This window comes from Corynebacterium kutscheri (assembly GCF_000980835.1).
Lineage (GTDB): Bacteria > Actinomycetota > Actinomycetes > Mycobacteriales > Mycobacteriaceae > Corynebacterium > Corynebacterium kutscheri.
Window position 1 is genome coordinate 1 of sequence record NZ_CP011312.1, and the last position, 17445, is coordinate 17445.

Consider the following 17445-nt stretch of genomic DNA (forward strand, 5'->3'; position numbering starts at 1 on the left):
GTGTCGGATTCCCCGATGTCGCTCGATGACACCTGGACAAAAATAGTCGATGACCTTGTCGTATTATCGCAATCTGCTAACAGTGGTATTTCTTCCCTAAGCCACCAACAGCGTGCTTTTCTGGGATTAGCTCGGTTAATTTCGCTTACCGACGGCATTGCCATCGTGGCGGTTCCCTCAGCGATGGCTAAAGAAGTAGTAGAAAAACAACTTAACAACGCCCTAGTACAAGTACTGACTCAAAGATTAGGTAGACCTTATTTATTAGCTATTTTGGTTAATGAGGCGTTAACCAGAACAGAAGCACCAGAACCAGTTAGTACTCCCACGCCGGTTATACAAACAGAAACTGCTACTGCACCAGCTGAGCATATGCTGCCACCAGAAGTAGTTGAACCGGTCGTCGAAAAGCCTATTTTACCAGTTCAAACCCCGAATCAGTCGGCTAATATTTATCCCCAGGAGACACCTCAAAATTGGCAGCGAACCAGTGTTAATTCCAATTTGGAGCAAACTCCTGTCACAACACCGGTGGTTCCTACGCAATCGCAACAGCTACCTAATTTAAATTCACGTTATACCTTCGATACTTATGTGGTTTCAACAACCAACCAACTTTCTTATGCAGCTGCTCGTGCAGTAGCTGAAAGCCCTGCTAAAGCATATAACCCGCTTTTTATTTGGGGTGATTCTGGTTTGGGGAAAACCCATCTTTTACATGCCATTGGTAATTACGCACAGGTATTGTCGCCGAATTTACGTATTAAATACGTTTCCAGTGAAGAATTTACTAATGATTATATTAATTCGGTGCGTGATGATCGCCAGGAATCTTTTAAACGGCGTTATCGTGATCTCGACATTCTTATGGTCGATGATATTCAATTCTTACAAGGTAAAGAGGGTACTCAGGAAGAGTTTTTCCATACTTTTAATGCCTTACAACAAAATGGCAAGCAGATTGTTCTCAGTTCTGACCGGCCACCAAAACAATTAACCACCCTAGAAGATCGACTGCGTACTCGGTTCCAATCTGGGCTTATTGCCGATGTTTACCCACCTGATTTGGAAACTCGTATTGCAATTTTGCGTAATAAAGCCGAAGCAGAAAATCTTCACGCCGAAAATGGGGTCCTTGAGCTTATCGCTACCCGTTTTAATACCTCGATTCGTGAGCTTGAAGGAGCTTTTATTCGAGTATCAGCTTTTGCTTCACTATCTCAATCAGCAATCACAATGGAAGTTGCTGAACAGGCATTACGAGATATGATGCCGGATCAAACTGAAATTGAAGTCAATTCTGATGTGATTATGGAAGTCACAGCAAAATACTTCAATATCACCAAAAAAGATCTATTGGGCAAATCAAAAGCCCAGCCAGTAGTACACACCCGCCATATTGCTATGTATTTATGCCGTGAATTAACTGATCTATCACTACCGCGTATTGGTAAAACTTTTGGCGGTAAAGACCACAGCACAGTTTCTCATGCTATTAAACGAATCCGTGATGAATTGAATAAAAAACAAGATACTTACGACGAGATTCAACAAATTACGCAGCTTATTAAAAATCATACTCCTGGTTAAAAACATCCTTTAGCTAAGTGGTGTTCTGATTAATTTCTAATCAGAACACCACTTTTTTGTGTTTTTAATTTTCTTTAGTTTTTAAAAATGACAAGACTAGAAAAGTGGGGCACTGATTTTGAATCAATTATTTACGGTATCGCTACTGCATAGCCTGGGATGGGTATTAACTAGGCAATTAACCGGTTACGAACTATGGCAATAAGAAATCACATGTTATTACTTAGCTATTTTGCCAGCTCAAAGTGAGAAAAAATAGCATGCGGAAAAAGTTTTCCCCACAATCCCCAGAGTTATCCACAACCATGTAATTACACCTTTGTAATTTAATGATTCTCAACACAATCCATTTCAAAAAAGAAGAGAAAACTATCCAGTACGACCTGCATAAATGCAAGAAAAGAAGCTGTGGAAAACTCGTCTAAAACTAGGGAAAGAATGTGAATAACAATGGGGAGAAAACTTTTTCCCCAATTACCGTATTTTATCCCCAGATTTTTCCCATAGATTTTCACAGCAAAAAATTGGCACTGAGCGCGAGAAATTAGCTCTTTTCCCCGATTTCACAGGACTTACTGTAGTTACCAACTATTTCTTTAAAAAGAATTCTTAGTAGAAATAAGGATCTGGGAAAACTGGATTCATTTTTGCTTATGCGCAAAAAGAAAAATTCAGCGATTTTGTAATTACAAAAACTGCTTACAAGTTTCCTCAACCGCCAACAACAGGTACGTTAGGTTTTGTAATTTCATAAAGTTTCACTCCGCACTTGCTTACTGCACTTACAACATAAAGTTCATAAGTGGTGTTGGTCTTAAACTTTGTCTAGTCGAGGAGCCAAAGAAAGCACATGGACTCAAACGTGTCATTTCGCGTCGTTAAAAGCGACTTTGAAAGTGCGGTGGCCTGGGTAGCTCGCAGCTTGTCTGCTAAACCTGCTCAGCCAGTTTTGCGCGCAATGCTTATCACCGCGGATGACGACGGTCTTGAACTTGCTGGTTATGATTATGAAGTCTCGACCAAAGTACGCGTTGCTGCCGAGGTAGTTGAACCTGGAAAAATCGCAGTTGCCGGTAAACTTATTGCCGATATTGTTTCTACGCTGCCTAATAAACCGGTTGAACTATCCGTTAATGGCGCTACCGTGCAATTAGTTTGTGGTACTTCTCGTTTTGAGTTGCCAATGATTCCTATTGAGGATTATCCACCATTGCCAGCGTTACCGCAGGTAACGGGCGCAATGGATCCTAGACTTTTTAGTGAAGCTGTTTCTCAGGTTGCAGTAGCTGCGGGTAAAGATGACACTTTGCCAGTGCTTACTGGAATGCACATGGAAATCAATGGTGAAGAAGTTACTTTAACTGCTACCGATCGTTTTCGACTAGCTTTACGACGGTTCCAATGGGTACCAGCTAGCCCAGATGCCACCGCAAAGGTACTTATTCCCGCAAAGAATTTGCAAGAAAATGCTCGCACCATGGATACCAGCATCACCGAACCAATTGAGTTGGCTTTAGGTACTGGAGAAAACATTGGTTCTGAGGGACTTTTTGGTATTCACACCGATAACCGGCAAACCACTACTCGTATGCTTGATGCGGAATATCCTAATGTAGCTCCGCTATTGCCCAAGAGCCATCAAGCAATGGCAAGTGTAGAAATTTCTGCTTTACAAGATGCGATTAAGCGTGTTGCTTTGGTTGCTGATCGTAATGCACAAATTCGGTTGCAGTTTAGTGCTGGTGAGGTAATTCTTTCTGCTGGTGGTGCTGAGGCAGGTCATGCTGAGGAACGAGTAGCGTGCTCATATACCGGTAGTGAAGATCTTTTTATTGCTTTTAATCCGCAGTTTTTGCGAGAAGGATTAGGCGTTATTCGAACCAACCGGGTTGTGTTTGGGTTTACTGACTCTAGTCGTCCAGCAATTATGATTCCGGAACCAGAAGATATGCCTGAAGCAGATGAAACTGGCGCTTTCCCTACTCCAGACACCGATTTCACTTATCTTCTCATGCCAGTTCGGCTACCAGGTTAAATAGCTCAAATCCTCGTGTATCTTCGATCTTTATCCTTAACAGACTTTCGATCATGGCCTGAGCTTGAGATAGAACTCAATCCTGGGGTAACGGTTTTTATAGGCCGTAATGGTTTTGGCAAGACCAATATTGTCGAAGCGATCGGATATATTGCCCATTTAGGGTCACACCGAGTCTCACAGGATAGTCCGTTGGTACGCCAAGGATGTGATTCTGCACGGATTTCTGCTACTGCAATTAATCAAGGCCGTGAACTTAGTGCGCATTTATTAATTAAGGCTAAAGGTACCAACCAAGCACAGATTAATCGCACTCGACTAAAAAGCAGCAGAGAATTACTCGGGGTAGTAAAAACTGTGCTGTTTTCGCCAGAAGATCTTGCGTTAGTTCGTGGTGAACCTGAGGGGCGTAGGCGGTTTTTAGATCATATTATTGCTACCAGAAAACCCCGCTTAGCTGGAGTAAAAGCTGATTATGATAAGGTTTTACGCCAACGCAATTCGCTATTAAAAAATGCTGGTGTGGCATTAAGACGCGGTTATGGCACTGATGAATCAGCTTTGCTTACTCTCGACGTGTGGGATCAACAGTTATCGGCACTTGGTGCACAAGTTATTCATGCGCGTCAAGAACTTGTTGCCGAGCTCAATCCGTTGGTTCATAGTGCTTATGCTGGGATTGCTCCAGAATCTAGGCCAGCAGCTATTCGCTATATTTCAACAATTGATGCGCTAAATAACGCTAATACTTTGATAGATATTGAAGTTATAGAAGCGATGATGCTTTCTGAATTAGGTGCAAAAAGACAACGCGAAATTGAACGCGGTGGTTCTTTGGTTGGGCCTCATCGCGATGATCTTGATTTATTATTGGGTAATTATCCAGCAAAAGGTTTTGCTAGCCATGGCGAAACCTGGTCACTGGCATTAAGTTTGCGTTTGGCAGAATTTGAATTAGTTCGCAGCGATGGTACCGACCCAATTTTGATTCTTGATGATGTGTTTTCGGAATTAGATGCTCAACGACGAGAAAAACTAGTAGCATTAGCTGCTTCTGCCGAACAAGTATTAATTACCGCTGCTGTTGCTGGAGATTTACCAGTTAATTTAACTAGTGGCACCCAGCTTATAACACATACTGTTAAGGTAAAAGATACTGATCAAGGACGAATTTCATTACTGGATGACACAAAAACTAAGAAAGAAAAGCTATGACATCTGTATCGACTTCTGGTGCTTCGCCAGATCCAGTTGATCCTATCGCAGAGGCTTTTCAACGGGTTCGTCATGAAGCAAAAAAACGTTTGGGAAAAGTACCAGACATTAACCATTCAGTTAGTCGTCGTAAAGTAAAAACCGAAGCAAATAAAACTTATCAACGTGGTCGTCCTACTGGTGCTGATGGTAGAGCGCTTCCTCAACGAGATCGTTTAGAAGGAATCGGCGAAATTTTAAACCAGGAAATTGCTGCGCGTGGGTGGCAAAAAAATATTGCTGTGGGCATGGTATCTTCGCACTGGGAAGAACTAGTAGGTTTGGCAGTCGCTGAGCATACTGAAGTGGTTATGGTCAAAGAAACTACTCTTTTTATTAGCTGCGAATCTACTGCTTGGGCAACAAACCTTCGGTTAATGCAACGCCAGATTTTGCAGACTATTGCTAAAAAAGTTGGTCCTGGTGTGATTACCGAATTGAAAATCTTTGGACCGAAAACCCCCAGTTGGCGTTTTGGTCCCTTGCATGTCAAAGGTCGTGGACCACGCGATACTTATGGTTAAGCTAATTAAAACAGTGCTATATCTGTGTTAAAAATACACTGAGATACTGCTAGAAATTTGGCTAAAAATATAAAAATGTCTGTCGTTAGCGAGAAAACGCACGAAAATGGCATTTTAAGGCGCGAAGGCGGGTTCTAGTAGGGGGCTAGGCAGTGTATGATGGAACAGTCTATGTTCTGTTTTGAAGCAAGGAGTGCTAGTTCACGTGGCTAACGCTGAACACAACTACGGCGCCGAATCTATTACGATCCTTGAGGGTCTAGAGGCTGTCCGTAAGCGCCCAGGTATGTACATCGGTTCAACCGGTGAACGAGGTCTACACCACCTGATATGGGAGGTTGTAGATAACTCTGTCGATGAAGCGATGGCAGGCTATGCCGATAAAGTCGATGTCACCCTACTTGAAGATGGTGGCGTTGAGGTTATTGATAATGGTCGTGGTATCCCGGTAGAGATGCACCCTTCTGGCGCGCCTACGGTGCAAGTCGTTATGACCCAGTTGCACGCCGGCGGTAAATTCGACTCCGATTCTTATGCAGTTTCTGGTGGTCTGCACGGTGTGGGTATTTCGGTAGTGAATGCCTTATCAACACGAGTCGAAACAGAAATTAAACGTGATGGCCATCTTTGGTTACAAACCTTCGATCATGCTGTTCCTGCTGAATTACAGCAACTTAAGCCAGCGCGTGGTAGTGGAACCAAACAGCGTTTTTGGCCTGACCCAGAGATCTTTGAAACAACAACGTTCAATTTCGACACGGTAGCTAAGCGTTTGCAAGAAATGGCATTCCTTAATAAAGGGCTCACCATTACTTTGACTGATAAGCGCGCTAGCGAGGAAGAAATAGAGCTAGATGCCTTAGCGGAGGATATTGATCTTGCCGAGGGAGTTTCCCTTGATCAGCTAGATACTGACGCTGATGCAGTAGCTGCGACGGCTACTAAGAATTCGGGTAAGAAGAAAGAAAAGAAAAAGACTTTCTTTTATCCCAATGGCTTAGAAGATTATGTGGCGCATTTGAATCGTTCTAAGACTACCATTCATCCTTCCATTATTGCCTTTGAAGCAAAAGGACAGGATCATGAGGTAGAAATCGCTATGCAATGGAATTCTGGTTATTCCCAGAGCGTGCATACCTTTGCTAATACGATTAATACCTTCGAGGGTGGTACCCATGAAGAAGGTTTCCGTGCTGCATTAACTTCTTTGATGAATCGCTACGCTCGTGAGCACAAATTACTCAAAGAAAAAGAATCTAATTTAACTGGCGACGATTGTCGCGAAGGCCTTGCAGCAGTAGTTTCCGTACGTGTTGGCGATCCGCAATTTGAAGGTCAGACCAAGACCAAATTGGGTAACACTGAGGTCAAGGGCTTTGTGCAGCGTATGGTCAACGAGCACGTTTCAGATTGGCTTGATGCTAATCCAGCTGAAGCTAAGACCATTATTAATAAAGCTGTTTCTTCCGCTCATGCTCGTCAAGCAGCACGTAAAGCGCGCGATTTGGTCCGTCGTAAATCAGCGACTGATTTAGGCGGTCTACCTGGTAAATTAGCGGATTGCCGTTCGAAAGATCCGGTAAAATCCGAGCTCTATATCGTCGAGGGCGACTCCGCAGGTGGTTCTGCAAAAGGTGGGCGTGATTCGATGTACCAGGCAATTTTGCCTTTGCGCGGAAAGATCCTCAATGTGGAAAAAGCCCGCCTGGATAAGGTGCTAAAAAATGCCGAAGTACAGGCAATTATTACCGCGCTAGGCACGGGCATTCACGATGAGTTCGACATTAACAAATTGCGCTATCACAAGATTGTGCTTATGGCCGATGCTGATGTTGACGGCCAGCACATTGCAACTTTGTTGCTCACTTTGCTGTTTAGATTTATGCCGCAGTTGATTGAACAAGGCCATGTCTATTTGGCACAGCCGCCGCTATATAAGTTGAAGTGGCAGGGCAAAAATGTTGAGCCTGGCTTTGCTTATTCGGATGCTGAACGTGATGAGCAGTTGGCGCAGGGTTTGGCTGAGGGACGCAAGATTAACAAAGACGATGGTATTCAGCGTTATAAGGGTCTTGGTGAGATGAACGCTAGCGAGCTGTGGGAGACCACTTTGGATCCTTCAATTCGTGTGCTACGCCGAGTTGATATGAACGATGCTCAACGTGCTGATGAGCTTTTTAGCATTCTTATGGGTGATGACGTTGCGGCACGTCGTAGTTTTATTACTCGTAAAGCTAAAGACGTTCGTTTCTTGGACGTATAAAAGGTCTTTACTTAAAAAATCCGCCCTGTTATGTGTTAGGGCGGATTTTTAGTTTCCTAGTATTACATGTGTTTTTGTAGTACTGCGCCAATAGCTGGGATATGTGGAGTGATGAGTTTTTCGGCTTTGCCGCGCATACTGCCATAAACTTTTTTCAGGGCAGAAACATTAACTTTTTCTACATTACGATCAAGCACATCAAGAATATCGCTGACTACTGCTTCAGCATTGCGGGAGAGAAAAATACCGAAGTCTTCTTCACCGCTAGCAGTAAATTGTTGCCATTGTGGATCAAGTTTTTCGACGAATTCTGGCAGCATACGATTGCAGGCTTTAACAATGATGTCGGAATTAACTTTCTTTGCCCCGTTGACTGCAGTTTTTAGTGCGGCACCGCTAATACCGGATTGTTGGTCGATAGTGTGTTCAGCTAATGCTGCAAGATCAGTAACAACAGCTTCACGTGGTTGTTCTAATAGGGTGGTTAGGCTTGACATAAAAGGTCCTTTTTATCGGCGATAAATGCAAGATTATTGTACGGGGTTTGGGATTATAAAACTTAAAAAAGTAAAATCTTAGGGCAATAATGGGTGTTTGTAGCTAGAAGAAGTGGGATAAAAGAAGAGCGATCTTCTTTCTTAATGGCACCTGGTTGGGGTGCGGTTAAGAATAAAGATCGCTAGGCTGTGATTCTTCCGCCACAGAATTATAAAAAACCTCTGTAATCACAACAGCAACATACGTTACAGGAATCCTGGGAAAATTATCAAGAATTATCCAAAGAAAATGAATTTTTTTATGGTGCAGATGATCGTGACTCTTAATCCTAAGAAAACCCGTTTGTTAACTTTCTTCGTTTAATCGCAGACAAAGATCACGCAAAATAGCGCCAAATTCTTCATTATGTGCACTCAATGGTTGTAATTTCACTGTGGCTTTATACACAGCTTGTGCTTGAGTTGTTGGGCTACGGTAAGCACTTAATCCGGAAAAAGATGAGGTAGATACTGCTGCAATGGCAGAAAGAAACGCAAGGTGTTCCAGCTGGGCTGGAAAATAGTGGCAAAAAGTAGTGGCAATATGAAGTGCTTGTTCTGGGGTGAAACCGCGCAGTGTTGTTCTCATTAGCGTTGGTGCTTTTTCACGGTATGAAGAGTGTGGGCATAATCTTCGATAAGTTCGCTGGCAAGGGCAGTAATTTCTGCGTCGGCAAGCGTGCGAGCAGCGGTTGCAACAATGGCACGTACTGCGGCTTCTTGTTTACTCGACCCCTGAGCCTGAGCGAGTAGTGTTAGTGCGCGATCTTGTTGGCTAGTTAAGCGAAGTGTCATGGACATGGAGCTAACAATATCAACTAGTGGTATCAATATGGTATCAAAACGAGGGGGGTATCTGGTTTAACGGGCGCATGAAGGCGAAATATATCTGTAATAGGCGTACACTGGTTCGCGGTTTCAAAGCACGAAGCAAGTTTTTTAATTCTTTCTAAGTGCGATCAAAAACGAGAGATAAAGGTGAGACATGAGCGACGATCTCTTGTCCGGTGATGGCTATGATCGGGTGCTTCCGATTGACCTCAACGAAGAGATGCAGACCAGCTACATCGATTATGCGATGTCGGTTATCGTTGGTCGTGCGCTGCCTGAGGTCAGAGACGGCCTTAAGCCAGTGCACCGCCGCATTTTATACGCAATGTACGATTCGGGTTATCGACCCGATCGTGGATATGTAAAGGCATCTCGTCCGGTTGCCGATACCATGGGTCAATTCCACCCGCATGGCGATGGTGCTATTTATGACACTTTGGTACGTCTTGCCCAGGACTGGAATATGCGTTATCCCTTTGTCGATGGGCAAGGTAACTTTGGTTCTCGAGGTAACGACGGCCCGGCTGCTATGCGTTACACCGAGTGTCGCTTAACCCCATTGGCTATGGAAATGGTGCGCGATATTCGCGAAAACACCGTCAATTTCTCGCCAAACTACGACGGCAAGACTCAAGAACCGGATATTTTACCGGCTCGCGTGCCTAATTTATTGATGAATGGCTCTAATGGTATCGCCGTTGGTATGGCCACCAATATTCCGCCACATAATCTTAATGAGCTTGCCGACGCTATTTTCTGGTTGTTAGAAAATCCAGATGCAGAAGATGCCGAAGCACTTGAAGCCTGCATGGAATATGTCAAAGGCCCAGATTTTCCTACTGCCGGTCTTATTGTTGGCACTCAGGGAATCAAGGACGCTTATACCACTGGTCGTGGCTCTATCCGGATGCGCGGTGTGACCTCTATTGAAGAAGAAGGTAACCGTCAAACCATTGTGATCACCGAGTTGCCATACCAGGTTAACCCGGACAATATGATCTCCAATATTGCTGAGCAGGTTCGCGACGGTAAACTCGCTGGCATTTCTAAGATTGAAGATGAATCCTCTGACCGTGTTGGTATGCGTATTGTAGTCACCTTAAAACGTGACGCGGTGCCACGCGTGGTGCTGAATAACCTGTATAAGCATTCTCAGCTGCAAACCAGTTTTGGTGCCAATATGTTATCTATCGTCGATGGCGTACCACGCACCTTACGGCTTGATCAGATGCTGCGTTATTACGTAGAACATCAAATTGAGGTTATTGTTCGCCGCACCCAATACCGACTAGATGAGGCCGAAAAGCGTGCCCATATCTTGCGTGGTTTGGTTAAAGCGCTGGATATGATCGACGAAGTTATTGCATTGATTCGTCGTTCAGCAACCGTAGATATTGCCCGCGAAGGACTCAAAGATCTACTTGATATTGATGATGTTCAAGCAGACGCCATTTTGGCTATGCAATTGCGTCGTCTAGCAGCTTTGGAACGTCAAAAGATTGTTGACGAACTCGCGGAAATCGAGTTAGAGATCGCTGATCTGAAAGATATTTTGGCCTCACCTGAGCGCCAGCGCATTATTGTTCGCGATGAACTCAAAGAGATCGTAAACAAATACGGTGATGAGCGTCGCACCCAGATTATTGCCGCAACCGGTGATGTTACTGAAGAAGACCTTATTGCTCGCGAAAACGTAGTAGTTACTATTACCTCTACCGGTTATGCCAAGCGCACTAAGGTTGATGCTTATAAGGCACAAAAACGCGGTGGCAAGGGAGTTCGCGGTGCTGAGCTTAAGCAGGACGATATTGTGCGTCACTTCTTTGTCTGCTCAACTCACGATTGGATTCTCTTCTTTACTAACTTTGGCCGGGTTTATCGCCTTAAGGCTTATGAATTACCAGAGACTTCACGCACCGCACGTGGACAGCATGTGGCTAACTTGTTGGAATTCCAACCAGAAGAGCGCATCGCACAGGTCATTCAGATCCAAAGCTACACTGATGCTCCATACCTGGTGTTAGCAACAGCACAAGGTCGGGTAAAGAAGTCACGTCTATCTGATTATGAGTCCAACCGCTCTGGTGGGTTAATCGCTATTAACCTTAATGAGGGCGACAAACTTATTGGTGCTGCGTTGTGCTCTAACGAAGATGATCTGTTGTTGGTCTCTGAAGAAGGACAATCCATTCGTTTTAGCGCTAACGATGATCAGCTGCGTCCAATGGGTCGAAGCACAGCCGGTGTGAAAGGTATGCGCTTCCGCGATGACGATCAGCTCTTAGCCATGTGCGTGGTTCGCGATGGTGAATATTTGCTGGTGGCTACTTCAGGTGGCTATGGCAAGCGCACCGCCATGAGTGAATACAATACGCAAGGCCGAGGCGGTATGGGTGTTGTAACCTTCAAGTACAACGCTAAACGGGGCAAGCTCATTGGCGCATTGGCGGTAAACGAAGATGACCAGATCTTTGCTATTACCTCAGCTGGTGGTGTTATCCGCACTGAAGTCAACCAGATTCGCCCATCAAGTAGGCAAACTATGGGTGTACGCCTGGTTAACCTTGAAGATGGAGTTGAAGTTCTCGCCATCGATCGCAATGTTGAGGGCGAAGGCGAAGAGGTTGCTGAAGCATTAGCTAGCGGTAACACAGTTGGTATGGCGGATAAGCAGCCAACACTTCAAGAATCCATTGTTGCTGATACTACGGAGGAGAACTAGTGGCTACTCGTGAGCTTATAATTCAGCGAATTTCACCGCTGTCTGCTTTCCGTACCACATTGGCTTTATCTTTAGTTGGTTTAGCTGCCTGGGTATTGTGTGCCGCATTGGTTTATGTTGGCCTTGATACTTTTGGGGTATGGGCCCAGGTGAATGCCATTATTGGTGGAGTAGGCGGTAATCAGGTGGTTACTTTTGGACTCGTGCTTTCTATTGCCAGCTTGCTTGGCGCCATTATGGCGATTTTTCTTACTGTATTAGCGCCACTGGTCGCTGTTATCTATAACGCGGTGGTAGAGCTTTTTGGTGGTATTCGCGTTACGGTGCGGGAAGAAATCGACTAAGCCGTATAACTATTTTAAGTATCCGCAACTAACTATTGGTTGCGGATATTTTTTGCTTTTCAACGCTATTTTTCCAAGCTAGTTTCAATGTAAGAAAATATACGTGACCTTGGGATTTGTTAGTTTTAAAAATAGTGTGTAAAGTTCTATCTCGTTCCCAGGGCCTATAGCTCAGTCGGTTAGAGCGCATCGCTGATAACGATGAGGTCGCAAGTTCGATTCTTGCTAGGCCCACCATAGGAACAAAGGGGCATTAGCTCAATTGGTAGAGCATCTGCTTTGCAAGCAGAAGGTCAGGAGTTCGATTCTCCTATGCTCCACAGCTTTAGATGTAGTATGCATCTGATTTAGTGGATAACTACAAAAACGGCGAACACTATCGTGGTGTTCGCCGTTTTTGGTTATGCTTGGGATGTTTAAGCTGGCCACACACCCGAAGAACCACGTCGGTGTGAACCGATAAGATGCGTATCAATAATTCCAATTGCTTCCATGAGGGCATGCATTGTTGTTGGTCCGACAAAAGAAAAACCTTGGTTACGTAAAGCTTTTGCTAACGCCACTGATTCAGGCGATTGTGTAGGAACCTCAGCCATAGTGCGCGGTGCAGGAGTGGTAGCAGGCTGAAAAGACCATACGAACTCAGCTAAACCACCTTGATCGCGTAGCCGAAGTGTTGCTTGAGCATTAGTAATTGTGGCAATAATTTTTGCTCGATTCCGGATAATTCCAGCATTTCCCATCAGCTTTTCGACGTCTTTCTCTTCATAGCCAGCAACCTGTTCAGGATCAAAATCAGCAAAAGCTTTTCGAAACGCTTCGCGTTTATGCAGTATTGTTGACCAAGAAAGCCCAGCCTGAAAGGCTTCCAAACTTAGCCGCTCATAAACTCCACGCTCGTCACGGATTGGCATGCCCCATTCAGTATCGTAATAGTTTTGCAAAATTGGATCAGTACTTGCCCATAGAGGTCGAGCACAGCCATCTGCACCGATGACAAGATCAGGATTATGCGTATCGACGTAAGGTTTGGAAAAAGCCATAATGTGTCCTTGGATTGGGGAAATCGTCGAAAAGCTTAGGTAGTTTCGCTTAAACCAGTTACCCGCATAGTGATATTAATGCGTCCGGTTTTTAGTCCGCAGTCTAATGGGGCTGTGTTTGGGTATATCTTAGGAACACCGTGGTAAGCCAGTCTAGAAGCACCACCAAAAACAAAAAGATCACCTGAAGCAAGATCAATATCGTGGTACGGCTTGGTGCGAGTCATCGTATTTCCGAAACGGAATTTACACGTATTCCCAATGGATAAAGAGACAATTGGAGCGGTAGATTTTTCATCCTTATCCTGGTGCATACCCATACGTGCGGTGTCACTATAGTAATTTATTAGCGCTGTATCTGGGGTGTAATTATCTCCGGCATGTGGATCACCAGTTGCTGTTACCAGCGCTTTGCGACCAAGACGGACCATCCACTCAGGAAATTCCAACACCTGATGACCATTAACATCGACTGCTATACGCGTGTATTCATAAGGGTGCCAATGCCAACCCAAACATACGGTACGTACACTCATTTCATGACCGTTTATGCAAGCTGCTCGTAGTGGAACTGGACCTGATGCCCACTGATAAAACCGCGCTACCAACCATCGTTACTGTTCAAGGTTAAGCCAGCCTGGCACATAGTACGCCCCCTCGGGCAGCTGTGGCTGATTTACCTGCGCAAACATGTCAGATCCAAAAAGGGTACTCATAGGCTCCTTGTAGTGCTTGGTGTTTTGCCAGGAAATCAGAATAATCTAGTTTCTGCTAGCTCGGTAGGCTCTTCTAGTTCTAATAGGAACCGCTTACGATCAAGCCCACCGGCATAACCAGTCAAGGAACCATTCGCACCAATTACCCGATGGCAGGGAATAATAATACTAATTGGGTTCCGACCAACCACTTGGCCAACGCGTTGAGCAAGATGAGGATTTCCCAGACGTTTTGCCAGTGCACCATAAGTAGTGGTGTGACCATAGGGGATTTCTGCTAACATTTTCCAGACTCGTGTGGAAAAGTCATCGCCTTGAGCATGTGTTGGCACGCTAAAAGTATGCCGAGTACCAGCGAGGTAATCAGTTAATTCTATTGCTGTGCGGGTAAAAAGCTGGTCAGTAGCATTATCTGTGTAAATACCGAAGGCTGATTCCTCTGGAAGATGCGAATGGCCAGGGAAATAGATTCCGGTGAGATAGTCATTTTCAGCCACCACGGTTAATTCACCCAGTGAGGTTTTAATACGTGTGTGGCGTGGTTGGATTCCTACATTTTTCATGTGATTACTCCTGGTCGCCCTATTATCTACTCACTATATAGCTATGGTTATGGAGCTGGAGTAAGCGTGGAAGAAATTTTGTGGTTTTCACGCCCACCTGGAGGATCACTTTCTAAAAAACCGATGACAGTGTGAATTTTTTGGTTCATAAAATGGGACTTCGGCTTGGCATATGCCTTCAGGTGATACTTCACGCTTTGTGATAAAGAAATTGTGACGATTTTGTGGGAGGAGAGTCGTTTTCAATATGGAAATGTTAGTGTGGCCGTAGTGGAAGTAATAGGGAGGGGAGTTGAATGAATTTCAGCATCATTGAATTGGTTTTCATTTTGGGAACTGGTGCTTTGTTATTGTTAATTCCAGTGATCATTATTCTTGTGATTTGGAACGTTATTAAGGGGTATCGGTCTACGGATACAACCCAAGAAGCTCTGGAAAAAGATAGTTGACTAGTAATTCGAGGGTACCATTTTGATGAAAGTGGAGTAGTACCCCGTGAAACTTACTGGTCAAATTTGTTATGGTTTAATTTTGTTACATACCGTAGTTGGATTACTGGTTTTCGATTTGAACCTTTCCGCACATTTAGCTTGGGTCGATGCTGCGGTTGAAATCCTACTGCTGGGTAGCACGCACCCATCCTGCGTCAGCTCTTTTTCGTTCTTCTTGTCGTTGTCCGCCTTCATACAAGGACAGCTCACATTTCTGTATGGGTATTGTTGCTAGCAATATTGGTGTTTGGATAATAGTCGACAAAACCGCATGTGGGGTTCTTTTTCAGATTAGACATTAAGATGATGTGTTTTGTGATAGCGCTTTTATTTTTTGGGTGGGATGTAATTTCTAGATAGTGACTCCCATTGCTTTTTTATGCCTGAAATGGGCGTGGTAGCAGTGGAAATCGTGATCCGAACAAATCTTGACCAGTGCATGATTGACGCTGATAGATTAAACCTCTTTTACAACATGTTTGTTTTTGAGTAATTGTGTTTGGATGCGGGAATTTTAAAGCAACACAACCATGGATGTGCTTCTTAAGTATGGAAGTAGCTACTGACTAAGAAAATAATTTTCAGTATTTTTACTAATGAAAAATGCTGTAAAGATATTTCGGCTTATCGACGATAGTTTTGCTAGCTTAACCAGCGGCTTTCGGGTATTGATTAAAGGTGAAGCTTATCTGAGCCACAAAAATATTGAATTGTGCTTGTTTGCATTGTTTTAAGTAGATTTCACCAATCTCATATATACGGTAAGCTGCATTAAATTTTAATTTAGATTAGGAAGAAAGCACTGGCTGTAATGGGCATCAGAACTGCTTTTAGTATTTTCATCTCGATGCAGATTCTTAAAATGCCTGTTAAAAAGGTTATTTAAAAGTATTGCTTAGCGAAACATTTATGTTTATAATCGCCATCGTTAATGCATGGCAGTGGAAAATTTCACAGTCGAGCGTTAATAAAATGACTAATAAAAGACTAGAAGGAGGGTTTGGTTAGAGGTAAGCAGATAATTTTGTACGCAAATCTGTTTTCTGTATAGGGAAGGGGAACCCTAGAAAACAGTTCTTTATTACATAAGAGATTAAAATGTCGGTTTCTCTTAAGCGTAAAAAGAGAAACCGACATTTTTCTTTGGAAATCTTTGGCCCCTTATTTTTCTTGAGGCAATGAACATTATGCTCTGTTATTGCAGATCGCGGTATATGGAACACTTATTAAACTTAAGTAAATGTCACATAAGAGTGATCGCCATGGGTTTTGTTGGGATAGCTTAATTACGTATTACTACTTAAAGATGTTGCTCTAAAAGCACTTTGTTAGTAGTGGTGATAAGCCAAGGGTAAACATATTGAGATGCCAAGCTAGATATACTCTGATCGAGCTGATAGGTTTTGGGTATACAAAATTTGCTGTAACCGTGGCGTAGTATCGCCAGGTGAGCATGCATTGACACTAATCAAATCCAAAAAGATATATGCGGTAGAAGTTGGCTTGGTCTGTTTGTGACAGCAGTGTGGGGTTATATCTTTAGGGGCTCGATGGGGTAAGGAATAATAAACTTATTTAAATAATAGTCTGCGAGATTTTCGCTAATTTAACTCAGTGGTTTTTCGGTTAGTTTTAGTTAGTATTATTTATTATTTTTTTGTGCTTTGGCCTGGGTAATTGCGCGATTAACAATTTCAGCTTGGTTGAGAGAATAATGATCAATACCGTCTGGAAACTCAGTAGTGATATTTCTAAAACCTTGGTTTCGATAGAAATTGGAACCGTTATGTGCTGCAGAAAGTGCATCGAAAGACTCTTGTGGATTACCGGAAGCAGGTACTGCGCCATTATTTAGTTTTCCGGTTACCCACCATAGGGGGAGTGTTTCTTTTGTGTGCTGACTGACTTGTTTGTTTACCTCGCCTGGTGCACCGCCGCCGCCAAGTAATACTGCGCCACCAGTAACAAGTTCTGGGGAGTTAGGCAAGATGCTATAAGAAAGCATTTCTGCGCCACCAGAATATCCTGACCACCACATATTACTGGTGTCAACATGGGGCAGGGTATAAATGCGTTGCTCAAGAAGATTTTGTAACCATAGGCGATTAGTTGGTAGCTGTTTCCACCAGGTCAGTGTTTCCCTATCTGGAGTAAAAGGGGTAAGCAGCACCATATTATGTTTGCGTGCAACAGCTGCTAATGCATTGAGATTCGCTTCAGTATCACCGCCATCACCATGTAGGCGAATAAGTACCCCATAGGGTTTATTAAGATCGATTCCCGCAGTGTAAAGGCGGTATTTTCCCTCATTCGTACCGTTGCTAAAAGAAAGGCTTTGTGGGGGACCCTCATAATGTGTGGTTTCTAGATCAGAATCTTTTGCAAAGACGAAAATGATGCTCGCAATGACAATAAGTGTGCTGATGAGCACAGTGCTAAGTATTAGCCAATAAAACCGTTTAGTCATACAAACCTTTCGACGCTTTTCTTTTGATTATATTTTTATTCTCCAGCTCATGCATATAAATACCCT

The 17445-nt window shown here is 43.7% G+C and carries 15 protein-coding genes and 2 tRNA genes; 10 read left to right on the forward strand and 7 right to left on the reverse strand.

Features of this window, described 5'->3' with window-relative positions:
• The 5 genes from dnaA (at nucleotide 1) to gyrB (ending at nucleotide 7666) form a co-directional block, all read left to right on the forward strand.
• The gene (gene dnaA, locus UL82_RS00005) at nucleotides 1–1590 is read left to right on the forward strand and encodes a chromosomal replication initiator protein DnaA (RefSeq protein WP_046438239.1); all 1590 of its coding nucleotides are present in this window, start codon (nucleotides 1–3) and stop codon (nucleotides 1588–1590) included.
• An 850-nt stretch (nucleotides 1591–2440) separates the two neighbouring features.
• Complete coding sequence (dnaN, locus tag UL82_RS00015) at nucleotides 2441–3625, forward strand: DNA polymerase III subunit beta (protein WP_046438244.1); 1185 nt, start codon at nucleotides 2441–2443, stop codon at nucleotides 3623–3625.
• Between the two features lie 15 nt (nucleotides 3626–3640).
• Entirely contained in the window at nucleotides 3641–4840 is a 1200-nt protein-coding gene (gene recF, locus UL82_RS00020) for a DNA replication/repair protein RecF (protein ID WP_046438246.1), read from the forward strand.
• The gene (locus UL82_RS00025; RefSeq protein WP_046438248.1) at nucleotides 4837–5403 is read left to right on the forward strand and encodes a DciA family protein; all 567 of its coding nucleotides are present in this window, start codon (nucleotides 4837–4839) and stop codon (nucleotides 5401–5403) included. Before recF ends, UL82_RS00025 begins: the two co-directional genes overlap by 4 nt.
• 205 nt (nucleotides 5404–5608) lie before the next feature.
• Nucleotides 5609–7666, forward strand: a complete 2058-nt coding sequence (gene gyrB / locus UL82_RS00030) for a DNA topoisomerase (ATP-hydrolyzing) subunit B (protein WP_046438250.1) — start codon at nucleotides 5609–5611, stop codon at nucleotides 7664–7666.
• Between the two features lie 62 nt (nucleotides 7667–7728).
• On the opposite strand, the gene UL82_RS00035 is transcribed toward gyrB, so the two are convergent.
• The 3 genes from UL82_RS00035 to UL82_RS00045 all read right to left on the reverse strand — a co-directional run bounded on the left by UL82_RS00035 (nucleotide 7729) and on the right by UL82_RS00045 (nucleotide 9003).
• The gene (locus tag UL82_RS00035) at nucleotides 7729–8163 is read right to left on the reverse strand and encodes a DUF6918 family protein (RefSeq protein WP_046438252.1); all 435 of its coding nucleotides are present in this window, start codon (nucleotides 8161–8163) and stop codon (nucleotides 7729–7731) included.
• Nucleotides 8164–8509: 346 nt separating this feature from the next.
• On the reverse strand, nucleotides 8510–8791 hold the full coding sequence (locus UL82_RS00040) for a hypothetical protein (protein ID WP_052735823.1): 282 nt from the start codon (nucleotides 8789–8791) through the stop codon (nucleotides 8510–8512).
• Entirely contained in the window at nucleotides 8791–9003 is a 213-nt protein-coding gene (locus tag UL82_RS00045) for a hypothetical protein (protein ID WP_046438253.1), read from the reverse strand. The genes UL82_RS00040 and UL82_RS00045 overlap by 1 nt, the downstream gene beginning before the upstream one ends.
• Before the next feature lie 184 nt (nucleotides 9004–9187).
• On the opposite strand from UL82_RS00045, the gene gyrA reads away from it, so the two are divergent.
• From gyrA to UL82_RS00065, 4 genes are all read left to right on the forward strand, one after another.
• Nucleotides 9188–11755 (forward strand): DNA gyrase subunit A, encoded by a 2568-nt coding sequence (gene gyrA, locus UL82_RS00050; RefSeq protein ID WP_046438254.1) that lies wholly within the window; start codon nucleotides 9188–9190, stop codon nucleotides 11753–11755.
• Nucleotides 11755–12099 (forward strand): DUF3566 domain-containing protein, encoded by a 345-nt coding sequence (locus UL82_RS00055; RefSeq protein WP_046438255.1) that lies wholly within the window; start codon nucleotides 11755–11757, stop codon nucleotides 12097–12099. The genes gyrA and UL82_RS00055 overlap by 1 nt, the downstream gene beginning before the upstream one ends.
• 160 nt (nucleotides 12100–12259) lie before the next feature.
• Nucleotides 12260–12336 (forward strand) — tRNA-Ile (locus UL82_RS00060).
• A 10-nt stretch (nucleotides 12337–12346) separates the two neighbouring features.
• Nucleotides 12347–12419: transfer RNA gene (locus UL82_RS00065), tRNA-Ala, on the forward strand.
• Nucleotides 12420–12515: 96 nt separating this feature from the next.
• On the opposite strand, the gene UL82_RS00070 is transcribed toward UL82_RS00065, so the two are convergent.
• The 3 genes from UL82_RS00070 to UL82_RS00080 form a co-directional block, all read right to left on the reverse strand.
• Entirely contained in the window at nucleotides 12516–13142 is a 627-nt protein-coding gene (locus UL82_RS00070; RefSeq protein WP_046438257.1) for a DNA-3-methyladenine glycosylase I, read from the reverse strand.
• Nucleotides 13143–13177: 35 nt separating this feature from the next.
• Nucleotides 13178–13750, reverse strand: coding sequence for an alpha-ketoglutarate-dependent dioxygenase AlkB family protein (locus UL82_RS00075; RefSeq protein WP_232009492.1), 573 nt, complete (start codon nucleotides 13748–13750; stop codon nucleotides 13178–13180).
• Nucleotides 13751–13893: 143 nt separating this feature from the next.
• The gene (locus UL82_RS00080) at nucleotides 13894–14421 is read right to left on the reverse strand and encodes a methylated-DNA--[protein]-cysteine S-methyltransferase (RefSeq protein ID WP_046438258.1); all 528 of its coding nucleotides are present in this window, start codon (nucleotides 14419–14421) and stop codon (nucleotides 13894–13896) included.
• 296 nt (nucleotides 14422–14717) lie between these two features.
• On the opposite strand from UL82_RS00080, the gene UL82_RS11115 reads away from it, so the two are divergent.
• Nucleotides 14718–14870, forward strand: coding sequence for a hypothetical protein (locus UL82_RS11115; RefSeq protein ID WP_158407815.1), 153 nt, complete (start codon nucleotides 14718–14720; stop codon nucleotides 14868–14870).
• A gap of 1684 nt (nucleotides 14871–16554) precedes the next feature.
• Here the strand turns inward: UL82_RS11115 and UL82_RS00085 are convergent.
• Complete coding sequence (locus UL82_RS00085; RefSeq protein WP_052735824.1) at nucleotides 16555–17379, reverse strand: hypothetical protein; 825 nt, start codon at nucleotides 17377–17379, stop codon at nucleotides 16555–16557.
• Nucleotides 17380–17445 lie beyond the last annotated feature (66 nt).

Coding starts and splice junctions, on each gene's coding strand:
- dnaN (WP_046438244.1), top strand. CDS start 2,441: ATGGACTCAAACGTGTCATTTCGCGTCGTTAAAAGCGACTTTGAAAGT.
- UL82_RS00080 (WP_046438258.1), bottom strand. CDS start 14,421: ATGAAAAATGTAGGAATCCAACCACGCCACACACGTATTAAAACCTCA.
- UL82_RS11115 (WP_158407815.1), top strand. CDS start 14,718: ATGAATTTCAGCATCATTGAATTGGTTTTCATTTTGGGAACTGGTGCT.
- UL82_RS00035 (WP_046438252.1), bottom strand. CDS start 8,163: ATGTCAAGCCTAACCACCCTATTAGAACAACCACGTGAAGCTGTTGTT.
- UL82_RS00040 (WP_052735823.1), bottom strand. CDS start 8,791: ATGAGAACAACACTGCGCGGTTTCACCCCAGAACAAGCACTTCATATT.
- UL82_RS00025 (WP_046438248.1), top strand. CDS start 4,837: ATGACATCTGTATCGACTTCTGGTGCTTCGCCAGATCCAGTTGATCCT.
- gyrA (WP_046438254.1), top strand. CDS start 9,188: ATGAGCGACGATCTCTTGTCCGGTGATGGCTATGATCGGGTGCTTCCG.
- UL82_RS00085 (WP_052735824.1), bottom strand. CDS start 17,379: ATGACTAAACGGTTTTATTGGCTAATACTTAGCACTGTGCTCATCAGC.
- UL82_RS00070 (WP_046438257.1), bottom strand. CDS start 13,142: ATGGCTTTTTCCAAACCTTACGTCGATACGCATAATCCTGATCTTGTC.
- UL82_RS00045 (WP_046438253.1), bottom strand. CDS start 9,003: ATGTCCATGACACTTCGCTTAACTAGCCAACAAGATCGCGCACTAACA.